Source organism: Paractinoplanes bogorensis, assembly GCF_018829635.1.
Classification (GTDB): Bacteria; Actinomycetota; Actinomycetes; order Mycobacteriales; family Micromonosporaceae; genus Actinoplanes; species Actinoplanes bogorensis.
On record NZ_JAHKKG010000019.1, the window covers coordinates 156684 to 168581 of the forward strand.

Sequence of the window (11898 nt, forward strand, 5' to 3'; positions counted from 1 at the left end):
GCCTGCCGTCAGCCGTCCGAGGTCCTCATGCCGACCGTGGGCTGAGCGGCCGGCGAGCTGCCCGGCGCGGACAGCAGGCGCAAGGAGTTGGCCACCGTTGCGGCCATGGCGTCGCGGGCCGGTGCGAGGTAACGACGGGGGTCGACCAGGTCGGCGTTTGCGGTGAGCGATGCGCGCACCGACCGGGTGAAGGCGAGGTTGAGCGCCGTTCCGATGTTGATTTTCGCCATGCCCGCGCGGACGGCGGCGGACAGTTCGTTGTCGGGGACGCCCGACGAACCGTGCAACACGAGCGGAACGCGAACAGCTTCGCGCAGTCGAGCAATCAGTTCGTGGTCGAGGCGCGCGGTCCGTGTGTGCATCGCGTGCGACGAGCCGACGGCCACCGCGAGCGCGTCGACGTTCGTGGCGTCCACGTAGGTGGCGGCCTCGTGAGGATCGGTCCGCGCGCCGGGGGCGTGGGCGCCGTCCTTGCCGCCGATCTCGCCGAGTTCGCTCTCGATCCAGAGGCCGTGACGGTGGCAGAGGGCCGCGGCGGCGCTGGTAGCCGCCACGTTGTGCGCGTAGGAACGGCGCGAGGCGTCGTACATGACCGACCCGAACCCGGTCGCCACCGCGTCCGCCAGCAGCTCGTCCGATTCGACGTGATCCAGGTGCAGACCGACCAGGACACTTGACGCGGCCGCCACCGCGCGGGCCGCGGCGGCGATCGGCGCGATACGTCCGTGGTGGAACCGCACGGCGTTCTCGCTGATCTGCAGGATGACCGGCCGTCCGGCCTGTTCAGCGCCGGTCACGATCGCCTCGGCATGCTCCACGGTGATCACGTTGAACGCTCCGACGGCACACCCACGCAGCCGGGCGTCGTTCACCAGTTCGCCGGCTGAGATCAGCACGCCTGCCCCCGCTCACGGCGTTCCCCGGTGAGTTCCCCGTCCCGATTGCCGAGGCCGTGCGCGACCGCTACGCGTGCGGTTCCCTCTCGCGCCGCCGCCGCGACGTCCGCCGTCCTTTCTCGCGCTTCGGCCGACGGTTCCCGCCGCGCACTTGGAGAGGCGTTGTACGGCCCTTCCGACGAGTTCCCCGCCCCGGCTGCCGTGTTCTCCGGCCGGTAGCCGAGCGGTGACGGGTCGGTGCGTGGCGGGTCGGTGCGTGGCGGGTCGGTGCGTGGCGGGGCGGTGTGCGACGCGGCGGTGTGCGGCGGCGTCGGGGTGGTCAGCATGCGCTGGTAGACGTCCGGGTCGAAGGCGCCGGCGACGGGCGTGGCGACCGCGGCGGCCGACAGGGCGACGGCGTCGGCCAGAAGATCCGGCCAACCAACGCGGTCGCGCAGGCCGCGGGCCAGGGCGGCCACGCACGCGTCGCCGGCCCCGGTCGGGTTCCCGGCCAGCGACTCGTGGGGCGCGCTCTCGTGCACGCCGTCCGGAGTGACGGCCAGCAATCCGTCCGGTCCGCGCGAAACGACGATCGCACCGCGCGAGAGTGCGCGAATGCGCGCCACGGACAAGTCGGGAACCAGTTCGGACAGTTCGTGGACGTTCGGTTTGGCGATCTCCGGGTGGGCCCGCAGAGCGCGCCGTAAGGCCTCGCCGCTGGTGTCGAGAACGGACACGACACCGGCCGCGGCCGCGATCCGGATCAGGATTCCGTAGGCGTCTGCCGGGACTCCCGGTGGCAGCGAGCCGCACAACGCGACGACTGTGGTCGTGCGCATCAGATCGTGGAAGTGGCCGACGAAACGGATCCATTCGCTGGCCGGAACGATCGGGCCGGGCTCCCAGAAACCGGTCGCGTCGTGCGCGTCGACGACGGCGACGGTGCGGCGGGTCTCACCGGTGATCGGCACGAACGAGGCGGCCACACCCTGGTACGCAAGCAGTTCGCTCACTCGGGCACCGGTCGGACCGCCGAGCAGGCCAGTCGCGAGCACAGGCTCGCCCAGCGCGTGCAGGACCCGGGCGACGTTCAGACCCTTGCCGCCGGCGCGCTCGGCGACGGTGGCCACCCGGTGGGTGCCGTGGACGACCAGGGCGTCGATCCCGTACGTGAGGTCGAGCGCCGGATTGAGCGTGACGGTGACGATCATGGGCAGGCTCCGGGCCGGATCTGCCCCGCCTCGGGTGCTCGTTCGTGCGCACTCGCTCAGTGGTGCGAGCCCGGCGACGACGTGCAAGCCCTGGCGACCCGACTGCCGGACTGGCTACCGGCTGGGCGTCGATCGTTAACTCGATTGAACTGATCGAACGCGCACGTGTCAACCGTCGATAGTGCGCGTATCGTGCCCTCAAATTGTTCATATGGACATCGGGAGCCGCTTCCATGGCCGATTTCGACATTCTCGTCGTGGGCGACGCCAACCCCGACCTGCTCCTGCGGGGCGACGTACGCCCGCGCTTCGGCCAGGAGGAGCAGCTGCTCACCGGCGCCGACCTGGTGCTGGGCGGCTCGGCCGCGATCACGGCGGTCGGGTGCGCGAAACTGGGTCTGCGTACCGCCCTGCTGGCCGCGGCCGGTGAGGACGTATTCGGTGCGCTCGTCCGCGAACAGTTGACCGCCCACGACGTACGGCTGCTGTCGCCCCCGGCCGCGGGTGTGCCCACCGGACTGACCGTCGTTCTGTCCGAGACGGACGATCGCGCCATGCTCACGTTGCCCGGGACGATCGCCGCGCTCAGCCCCGCCGACGTGACCGCCGAACTGCTCGCCCGTGCGCGACACGTGCATGTTTCGTCGCTTTATCTGCAACCGGCGCTCGCCGCCGGACTGGCCGAGGTGTTCGTGCGCGCACACCGCGGCGGCCTGACCACCTCGCTCGACACCAACTGGGACCCGACCGGCGAGTGGGCCTCCATCACGGAGATCCTCGAACACACCGACGTCTTCCTGCCCAACGCGGCCGAACTGCTCGCCGTGACCGGCGCCGCCACCCCCGGGGAGGGCGCCGCCAAGCTCATCGCGACCGGTGCCACGGTCGTCATGAAGGACGGCGCCCGCGGCGCGCGTGCCTGGTGGCACGGCGGCGAGAGCGCGGCTCCCGGCACCCCGGTGGCGGTGGTGGACACGACCGGCGCCGGCGACAGCTTCAACGCCGGCTTCCTGGCCGCCCGGTTGTCCGGCCACGACCTGCCCGAGGCGTTGCGGTGGGCGACGGTGGCCGGCGCGCTCAGCACCCGCGCCGCCGGCGGCACTGCCGCGCAGGCGTCGCCGGCCGACCTCGCCGTGTGAGGCCCGGGCGAGCGGCGCCGGGGCGTGGCGGGCCGTGCTTGCCGTGTGAGGCCCGGGCGGGTGGCGTTGGGGGCGTGGCTGGCCGTCTTTGCCGTGTGAGGCCAGGGCGGGTGGCGCTGGGGGCGTGGCTGGCCGTCTTTGCCGTGTGAGGCCAGGGCGGGCGGCGCCGGGGGCGTGGCCGGCTGCCCTTGCTGTGTGACGCCTGGGCGGGCGGCGCCGGACCGCTAGGGTGGCGCATGGTCAGTGGACAGTTGCCGTTTCTGCTGCTGTTCGTGTCGTTCCTGCTCACCTTTGTGGCGACCCGGACGATAACGCGCATGATTCGCGCGGGCGTCGGCCCGTTCCGCAACAACATCGCCGGTGGCGTGCACATCCATCACGCCGTTCCGGGCATCGTGCTGACGCTGGTCGGGGCGTACCTGTCCGTCGCGGTGGACGGGCGCCGGCCGTGGGCCGAGGTGGCGGGCGTTCTGATCGGTGTCGGATCGTCGCTGATTCTGGACGAGTTCGCGCTGATCCTGCATCTGCAGGACGTCTACTGGTCACCCGAGGGGCAACTGTCGGTGCAGCTCGTGGCGCTGACGCTCAGCGTGATGGGGCTGGTGCTGCTCGGGCTGAACCCGCTGACCGAGGATACCGGCCTCGGCGCGGGGCACCTCGTCGTCGCTGTGGTGGCGCTTGTGCATGTCGCCGCGCTGCTGATCTGCGTACGGAAAGGGAAATTCTCCACCGCGGTCATCGGTGTGTTTCTGCCGCCGGTTGCGTGGATCGGTGCGGTCCGGCTGGCGCGGCCCGGTTCGAAATGGGCGCGCGGTCGTTACGACGCGGCGAAGGCCGACCGGGCGAAGGCGCGCGCCGACGGTTTCGACGCGCGCTTCGGCCGGTGGGGTCTGGACATTGCCGACCTGATCGCCGGTCGGCCTACGCGCCAGCCGCCGCCCTCGGCCGCGCCCACGCCGCGGGACCGCGCGTAGCGACGCGGCCCTCAGTCGCGCCCAGCTCGCGGGATCGCGCGTAGCGACGCTAGGAACTGGCCAGGGTTTCGCGGACGGCGTTGGTGAAGCTCCAGAACAGCGGGAGCGTGGTGTTCTTGCGGCCGGTGCGGGTGTTCGTACCGAACATTCGCGCGCGCAGGGGAGTGGTCAGTTCGAACTGCACGCCGCGCTTCGGCACGGTGAGGTTCACGATGTTGTCCGGGTCGTCGCCGCCCAGGCGCGGGACGAGGGCGGCGTCCTTCACCTGGATGTCGGTGCCGTTGAACGTCGTGCGCATCGACGACAGCATCGCGGCCTTCAGCGGCGTGTCGCGGCCGCCGATCACGATGGCCGCCGTTCCGGCCGGGTATTCGGCCTGCTCGGGGGAGCAGCCGTGCAGCGACACCGCACGCTGGCTGCCGCCGACCGTGGCCCGCGCGACGGGGTCGTCGCAGTTGGTCGACGTGATGTGCAGGATCGCGTTGTCGCTCGAGCGGATGCCCTCGAACAGCCAGTAGTCGTAGACCGCGCCGCCGACCAGGCCCCCGGCCGGGTGGTAGCCGGCGACCGCGAGGCAGAGCTCGGACGTGCCGGGCTCGATGCCGCCGCCGTGCAACGCGATGATCGCCGTGTCCGGGAAGGTGTCACCGGGAGCTTCGTTGTCGTCGAGTGCGCCGTGCCGCCGGAAGCGCCGGGCGTAGTCGACACCCTCGGTGTAGTTGGCGTTCGCGTAGAGCTCCGTGTTGGACCCGAACTCGTCGGCGGCCAGGGCGGGTCGCGCCCCGGTGACGACGAGAGGCGGGACGGCGGCCGCTCCGAAGGCGGCGAGGACGGTACGACGGCTGAGCGCGGGCATCCACGAAGGATGTCATGAGTGATCGATGTTGTCCGTCCCGTGCAACCGCCCGGCGGGATGCGGGATCACCACGGAAAGCGGTCCAGCAGCGCGGCCACTCGCGGGTCGTTCGGGGCCGACGGCTCGTGCACGACGTGGTAGGTGACCGTTGGCAGATCCGTGACCGGCTTGGCGACCAGGCCGCGCGGGACGGGGACGCAACCGTTGACGATCGCCAGTCCGACCCCGAGCGCGGCGAAGTGGGTGATCAGCGGCCAGCCTTCCGCCTCGACCGCGACCGTCCATTCGGCGCCGGCCGATCGCAGCCCCTGCTCGATGAGCACCCGTTGCGGGCGGTGCTGCGGCGGGACGACCAGGCTCTCCCCGCCGAGATCGCGCAAGGTCACCGATCGGCGGCGGGCGAGGCGATGACCGCTCGGCACGAACAACATCTGCGGAAACGTGGCCAGTTCGAGCACGGTGAGGTCGTCGGGCCGTACGTCGAGCACGCCGACCCCGACGTGAGCGTGTCCGCTGCGGACAGCGGCGAGCATCTGCCGGTGGTCACAATTGAGCAGGCGCAGCCGGGTCGGCTCGTCGGCGAGCATCCGACGGATCGTGTCGCCGAGCAGATACAGGTAGGCACCCTGGCCCGAGGCGAGAACGACCGGTCGCGCGTACGCCGCCCCGGCGAACTCGCTCAGAAAATGAGTGAGCCGGTCGTCGTGTTCACGGGCGAAACGCGCAACCGCCTCGCCGTCCGCGGTGAGCGTCAACCGGCGACCGGTGCGCCGATAGAGCGGACGGCCGAGCGACTCGGCCAGTTTGCGCACTTTGACGTGCAGGGCCGGCTGGGAGATGTGCAGTTCTTCGGCGGCGCGCGTGAAGTTCAGATGATCGGCGAACACCGCGAACGAGGCGAGCGCGTCGGCCGAGACCTCACTCCGATCAGTCATAGTCTGAGACAATAGCGATTGCAGATTTGATAGTTCTGTCTTAGTTCTGGTTGCCGCAGCCTGGACTCATGAATGAGCGAACGAACACCAACGAGCGGGATGCGCGGCCGGGCTCGAACCGGTGCGGGCAAGCGGCGGGAAGCGAGCGGGACGCGCGAGCGGAAATGAGCTCGCGCGGTCAACTGGCGCGAAGCGAGCGGCCGGATGAGCGAGAACGATCGAACGCGCAGGAACGGCCGGTCGAGCGACATCGACGGCTCGGCGTGGACATCGGGCGCGTGATCATTGCCGGAGGTGGGCCGGGTGGCGGCGACACCCAGTTCTTCAGCGGCGACATGGGCAAGATGCTTGCGACACCGGCCGTGCCGGACGCGTTCGCGACGTTGGCCCGGCTCGCGCCGCAGTTCGACGAGGTGTGGCTTGTCTCGAAGTGCGGCGAGCGGGTGCAGCGCAGCACGCGGTTGTGGCTCGATCATCACGACTTCGCGGGCCGCACCGGCATTCCGCGCGAGAACCTGCGCTTCTGCCTGCGCCGGCCGGACAAGGCGATCCATTGCGCCGAACTCGGGATCACGCACTTCGTCGACGACAAGCTCGACGTCCACGAGGCGCTGCGCGGTGTCGTTGAGCACCGCTACCTGTTCGGCCCGCAGCGCATCTCGGCGCCGGCCTGGGTCGAGCACACCCGCACCTGGCTCGAGGTGGAGGCAGCGGTCAACCGGGACGAGGCGGCTCTTGGCTCGGCACACCCGGTTGCGCGCTGACGGCTGCGGTCGGGAGTGAGCGGCGGTGCGCGCTGCGGTCGGGAGTGAGCGGCGGTGCGCGCTGCGGTCGGGAGTGAGCGGCGGTGCGCGCTGCGGTTGGGACTGGGCGGCGGTGCGCGCTGCGGTTGGGAGTGAGCGGCGGTGCGCGCTGCGGTCGGGAGTGAGCGGCGGTGCGCGCTGCGGTCAGGACTGGGGGTGCACCAGCACTTTCAGGCCGGTGCGGGCGGAGGCCGTCTCGAGGGCGGCACTCACCCCGGACAGAGGGAAGACATCGGTGGCGAGCGGCTTGAGGTCTACCAGTCCCCGCGCGGTCAGGGCGATCGCGCGGGGATACACCTCGCCCATCCGGCGGGCCAGGACGAGGCTGAGGCCCTTGCGCCGGGCCAAGGCCGCGCTGAACGAGGTGCGGTCGCCGTCGGGGATGCCGACCAGCACCACCCGCGCGCCCGGTTTGGCCAGCCGCAGCGCGGTGTCGACGGCCGCCTCCGAACCGGACACCTCGAAGACCACGTCGGCGACCGCCTCGTGGCCGGCCGGTTCGGCGCCGGCCTTGAGCGCTGCGCTCATCCGGTGCGGCAACGGTTCGGCGGCCAGCACCCTCGTGGCGCCATGCGCGAAGGCGAGTTGCACGAGCAGCAGCCCGATCGGGCCGCAGCCGACGACCGCGACCGTTGACGCCATGCGCATGTGCGCGAGATCGAGCGCGTGCAGCGCGACCCCGAGCGGTTCGAGCATCGCGCCCTCGTCGTCGGACACCGCGTCGGGCAGCCGGTGCAGGCGGTGCGACGGCCACACCAGGAACTGGCGCAGACCGCCGTCGCAGTCGCCGTGGCCGGCGAACACGATGTTCAGGCACAGGTTGGGGTTGCCCTCGTCGCACGGCTCGCAACGACCGCATGGAACGGCCGGATCGATCGCGACGCGCACACCGTCGTCCGCACCGCCCCGGATCACGCCCGCCATCTCATGTCCGAGCACGAGCGGCCGGGCCACCGCGGCGTCGCCGATCGCACCCTCGGTGAACCAGTGCAGGTCACTCCCGCAGATCCCGACCGACGTGACCTCGACCAGGCTTTCCCCCGTACGGGAAGGAACTGGTCTTTCCTCGTCGTGCAAGCGAACGTCTCCGGCGGCGTGCAGGCGCGAAACGAGCATGAGCGAACGCTAACACCGGCCGGAGCGCGCAGTTGACGGTCAACCTTTCAGTCCGGTGAAGCTCATCGTGGCGATGAACTTCCGCTGGGCGAACAGGAACGCGAGGATCAGCGGTGCGGTGGCGAGCACGTTGCCGGCCATCAGTTGCGACCATTCCGTACGGCGCATGCCCTGGAAGTTGGCCAGCCCCACCTGCAGCGTGAACGTGTGGTTGTCGGAGATCGCCACCAGCGGCCAGAGCAGATCGTTCCAGCTGGACAGCAGCGTGAAGACGGCCAGCGTGGCCAGGGCCGGACGGGCCAGCGGGAGCACGATGCTGCGGAACGTGCGCCAGGTGCCGGCGCCGTCGATCCGCGCCGCCTCCTCCAGCTCGACCGGCAGGGCCAGGAAGAACTGGCGCATCAGGAAGATGCCGAACGCCGAGGCCAGCCAGGGCACGAACGCCGCGGCCAGGGTGTCGACGATGCCGAGGCGGGCGAACATCAGGTAGGTCGGGATCATCAGGAGCTGGATCGGGATCATCACCGTGGCGATGATGACCAGGAAGGCGACGCCCCGTCCGGCGAACCGGAGACGGGCGAAGCCGTAACCGGCCATCGAACAGAGCACCAGATGCGCACCTACGGACACCGCCGAAACGAGCACTGTGTTGCCGAACCAGCGCAGGGCCGGCGTCTCGGTGAGCAACGCGCGGTAGCCCTCGAGATGCAGCGACGTCGGGATCAGCTGGGGCGGGAACTTGTTGATCTCCGCGCTGCTCATGAACGAAGTGAGCACCATCTGGACAAGCGGCAGGACGAACAGCAGCGCGAGCGGCATGAGCAGCAGATGCCACGGGCTGAACGGAAGGTGGAACCGGCGCATCAGAACACCTCCGAGCCGCGGCGACGGCTGTACCAGATGATGCCGAGAGTCAGGAGCAGGGTGACCGCGAAGAGCAGGTAGGCGGCCGCGGCGCCGTACCCGAGCCGCTGGGTCTGGAAGGCCAGCTCGTAGATGTAGTAGACGACCGTCTGCGTGCTGTTGAGCGGGCCGCCGCGGGTGGTGGTGTAGATCAGGTCGAACAGCTGGACGGCCGTGATCGTCTGCCAGACGGCGGCGAAGACGGTCACCGGGCGCAGCTCGGGCAGCGTGACGTGCCGGAACACCCGCCAGCGGGAAGCGCCGTCCATGGTCGCGGCCTCGACCAGCTCACGCGGGATGTCCTGCAACGCGGCCAGGTAGATGACCGTGGTGAAGCCGACCTCGCCCCACAGCGCGATCACGCAGATCACGTAAAGGGCCTGGGTCGGGCTCTCGAGGAACTGCTGCTGGGGGATGCCGAGGTGGCGCAACACGTCGTTGGCCGCCCCGAACTGCGGGTTGAACACGAACCCGGCCAGGATGCCGGTGGCCGCCGCGGACGCCACGTACGGGACGAAGATGCACGTTCGATAGAAACCGATCAGCCGGATGCGCTGATTGAGCGCGATCGCGACGACAATTCCGAGCACGATGGACGACGGAACGAACAACACGGTCAGCAGCAGCGTGTGCCGCGCCGCCGCCAGCATGTCCGGATCGCTCACCAAACGCTCATAGTTCGCCCAGCCGACCGGCACGCCGGGCGAGATGCCGTTCCAGCGGGCGCGCGAGATGAAGAACGCCCACACCGCCGGGAACAGCGACAGGCCGACGACCAGCACGGTGGCCGGACCGGCGAAGGCCCAGCCGGTGAGCGTGCGCCGGACCGCCCGCCCCCGGGGCCGGGCCCGGCGCACCGTCGCGGGCGACGAGGCGGCGAACGTGATCGCCATCAGTTGACCACGGCGTCGGCCGACTTCTTGGCGGCCGCGTCGAGCGCCTCCTTCGCGGTGGCGCGCCCCTGCAGAACGGACGCGATCGCGTCGCCGACATTGCGCGACAACACCTCGTAGCCCGGCACGGTCGGCCGCGCCTGCTTGGCGTTGGTGAGGTTCTCGAAGAACTTCTGCCCGCCCGGGTACTCCTTCACGTAAGCCGCGAACTCAGGCGTGTCCTTCTCGGTCGAGCGCAGCGGCAGGTTGCCGATCTTCAGGTTCCACTTCGCGTCGGTCTGCGCGCTGGTCAGCCACTTGACGAAATCGCGCGCGGCGCCGGCCCGGTTCGCGTCGTTGTGATCGAACAGCACCCACAGGTCGGGACCGGAGACGGTCTGGTGATCGCCGTTGACCCCGGGCAGATTCACGACGCCGTACGGGAGCTTGGCCTCTTTGATCTCGAGCAACGCCCACGGGCCGGTGAGGATCATCGCGATCCGCCCGCTGTTGAACAACGGATGGTACTTCTCGTCGGTCTGGTCCAGATACATCGACTTGTCGTCGACCGCCATCTGCCGCAGCGTCTCGAGCGCGGCCACCCCGGCGTCGGAGTTGAACACGGGCTTCGTGCCATCGAGGATCTTGCCGCCGTTCTGCCAGAGCAGCGGCCACAGGTGCCAGGTCGTGTCCTCGCTGCCCGACACCGAATACGCGGTTCCGTACGTCTTGGTGCTCGGATCGGTCAGTTTCCTGGCCGCTTCGCGGAACTGCGCCCACGTCCAGTCGTCGGTGGGGTAGGCGACGCCCGCCTTGTCGAAGATCTCCTTGTTGTAGATGAGCGCCAAGTTGTCCACCAGCGCCGGTATACCGATCACCTTTCCGTCCGCTGTGGCCACCGTGCGCGCAGCTTCGGGCATCTCCGTCCAACCGAAGGACGGTTCCTGCACGTACGAGGTCAGGTCCTGTGTCTTGCCGCTCGCGCCGAGATCACCGGCCCAGTTCCCGTATGCGTACGAGATGTCGGGGTAGCTCCCGCCGGTGAAGCCCGCGGACAGTTTCGTCAGCAGATCGTCCGTGGTCGGTGCGCCCGGTGACGTCTTGAGCGTGACGTTCGGATGAGCTGTGTGGTACTCGGCCGCCAGCGCCTCGGCGACCTTCTCCGCCTCCTCGGTCTGCCCGGTCCACCAGGTCAGTTCGACGGCCGCGCTGGGGTCGTAGCCGGCGGCCGCGTCCTGGCCGTCGTCGGTCGTGCCGCCCATGCAGGCGGAGAGAAGCAGGACAGTGCCGACACCGCCGGCGAGTAGTCGAAATGTCTTGGTCATCTCGTGGCACCTCCGTAGCGAGTTACGTGAGGACGACGGATCTGGTGAGCAGTCGGGGACGGTCGGGGTCGAGACCGCGGTGGGCGGCCATGGCGAGCGCGAAACGCTGGACGAGCAGAAGCTGAGCGAGAGGATCAAGATCGTTCCGGTACGCGGTGGCGCCGGCGCTCCGGGCCACGTCGTCCATCTCGGTCGGCACGTCACCGAGCGACCAGACGAGGCTGTGGCGTCCGGCGACGGCGACCGGGCCGTGGCGGAAATCCATGGCGGGGTAGGACTCGGAGTAGGCCTGGGCGGCTTCGCGCACTTTGAGGGCCGCTTCGTGAGCGAGTCCGACCGTCCAGCCGGTGCCGAGGAAGACGAGATGCTCGATGTCCGCCGGGTCGGCCGGGAGCGGCATGGTGAGCGCTTGCCGTCCGTCCGCGACGAGCGAACTGAGCGTGCGCCCGCCCACGATGAGCGAGTCGCTCGTTTGGCCGTTCGCGTCGAGCGAACCGAGCGTGCGTCCGCCCACGATGAGCGGGTCGCTCGTCTGGCCGTTCGCGTCGAGCGAGTTGTCGGCGAAGGCGGCGCGGGCCAGCGCCAGCACGGTGGTCGGGAAACGGGTCTGCACGACACTGCGCTCGTCGGCGAAATCGAGCAGGATTCGCTCATCGGTCAGGTCGTCGACCGGCTCGCCGCTGACGGCGGTGACCGCGACCCGGTGCGTGCCGGCCGCGACCTGGTGCGTGCTGGCCGCGACCTGGTGCGTGCTGGCCGCGGCCTGGTGCGTGCTGGCCGCGGCCTGGTGCGTGCTGGCCGCGGCCTGGTGCGTGCTGGCCGCGGCCTGGTGCGTGCTGGCCGCGGCCTGGTGCGTGCTGGCCGCGGCCTGGTGCGTGCTGGCCGCGGC

The 11898-nt window shown here is 70.1% G+C and carries 12 protein-coding genes; 3 read left to right on the plus strand and 9 right to left on the minus strand.

The window, feature by feature from the left end:
- Nucleotides 1–8 precede the first annotated feature (8 nt).
- Both KOI35_RS43565 and KOI35_RS43570 read right to left on the minus strand, forming a co-directional pair.
- Nucleotides 9–896: a class II fructose-bisphosphate aldolase gene (locus KOI35_RS43565; RefSeq protein WP_308121423.1), complete on the minus strand. Its 888-nt coding sequence runs from the start codon at nucleotides 894–896 to the stop codon at nucleotides 9–11.
- On the minus strand, nucleotides 890–2086 hold the full coding sequence (locus KOI35_RS43570; protein WP_215795628.1) for a 1-phosphofructokinase family hexose kinase: 1197 nt from the start codon (nucleotides 2084–2086) through the stop codon (nucleotides 890–892). The genes KOI35_RS43565 and KOI35_RS43570 overlap by 7 nt, the downstream gene beginning before the upstream one ends.
- A gap of 233 nt (nucleotides 2087–2319) precedes the next feature.
- Between KOI35_RS43570 and KOI35_RS43575 the strand changes: the two genes are divergently transcribed.
- Both KOI35_RS43575 and KOI35_RS43580 read left to right on the plus strand, forming a co-directional pair.
- Nucleotides 2320–3225: a carbohydrate kinase family protein gene (locus KOI35_RS43575; protein ID WP_215795629.1), complete on the plus strand. Its 906-nt coding sequence runs from the start codon at nucleotides 2320–2322 to the stop codon at nucleotides 3223–3225.
- 251 nt (nucleotides 3226–3476) lie between these two features.
- The gene (locus KOI35_RS43580; protein ID WP_215795630.1) at nucleotides 3477–4199 is read left to right on the plus strand and encodes a hypothetical protein; all 723 of its coding nucleotides are present in this window, start codon (nucleotides 3477–3479) and stop codon (nucleotides 4197–4199) included.
- A gap of 49 nt (nucleotides 4200–4248) precedes the next feature.
- Here the strand turns inward: KOI35_RS43580 and KOI35_RS43585 are convergent, their stop codons facing one another.
- Together KOI35_RS43585 and KOI35_RS43590 are read right to left on the minus strand one after the other, a co-directional pair.
- Nucleotides 4249–5055 (minus strand): poly-gamma-glutamate hydrolase family protein, encoded by an 807-nt coding sequence (locus KOI35_RS43585; protein WP_215795631.1) that lies wholly within the window; start codon nucleotides 5053–5055, stop codon nucleotides 4249–4251.
- A 65-nt stretch (nucleotides 5056–5120) separates the two neighbouring features.
- On the minus strand, nucleotides 5121–5990 hold the full coding sequence (locus KOI35_RS43590; RefSeq protein WP_215795632.1) for a LysR family transcriptional regulator: 870 nt from the start codon (nucleotides 5988–5990) through the stop codon (nucleotides 5121–5123).
- Nucleotides 5991–6058: 68 nt separating this feature from the next.
- Between KOI35_RS43590 and KOI35_RS43595 the strand changes: the two genes are divergently transcribed.
- Nucleotides 6059–6754 carry a hypothetical protein gene (locus KOI35_RS43595; protein WP_215795633.1) on the plus strand — a complete coding sequence of 232 codons (696 nt, stop codon included), beginning with the start codon at nucleotides 6059–6061 and terminating at the stop codon, nucleotides 6752–6754.
- A gap of 183 nt (nucleotides 6755–6937) precedes the next feature.
- On the opposite strand, the gene KOI35_RS43600 is transcribed toward KOI35_RS43595, so the two are convergent.
- The 5 genes from KOI35_RS43600 to KOI35_RS43620 all read right to left on the minus strand — a co-directional run.
- Nucleotides 6938–7909 carry a zinc-dependent alcohol dehydrogenase gene (locus tag KOI35_RS43600; RefSeq protein WP_215795634.1) on the minus strand — a complete coding sequence of 324 codons (972 nt, stop codon included), beginning with the start codon at nucleotides 7907–7909 and terminating at the stop codon, nucleotides 6938–6940.
- 39 nt (nucleotides 7910–7948) lie between these two features.
- Nucleotides 7949–8773 carry a carbohydrate ABC transporter permease gene (locus KOI35_RS43605; protein ID WP_215795635.1) on the minus strand — a complete coding sequence of 275 codons (825 nt, stop codon included), beginning with the start codon at nucleotides 8771–8773 and terminating at the stop codon, nucleotides 7949–7951.
- Complete coding sequence (locus KOI35_RS43610; protein WP_215795636.1) at nucleotides 8773–9705, minus strand: carbohydrate ABC transporter permease; 933 nt, start codon at nucleotides 9703–9705, stop codon at nucleotides 8773–8775. The genes KOI35_RS43605 and KOI35_RS43610 overlap by 1 nt, the downstream gene beginning before the upstream one ends.
- A complete protein-coding gene (locus KOI35_RS43615) occupies nucleotides 9705–11009 on the minus strand; it encodes an ABC transporter substrate-binding protein (protein WP_215795637.1) in 1305 nt (434 codons plus the stop codon). Before KOI35_RS43615 ends, KOI35_RS43610 begins: the two co-directional genes overlap by 1 nt.
- A gap of 22 nt (nucleotides 11010–11031) precedes the next feature.
- The coding region (locus tag KOI35_RS43620; protein ID WP_246614737.1) for an SIS domain-containing protein at nucleotides 11032–11898 on the minus strand (867 nt) is incomplete at its 5' end.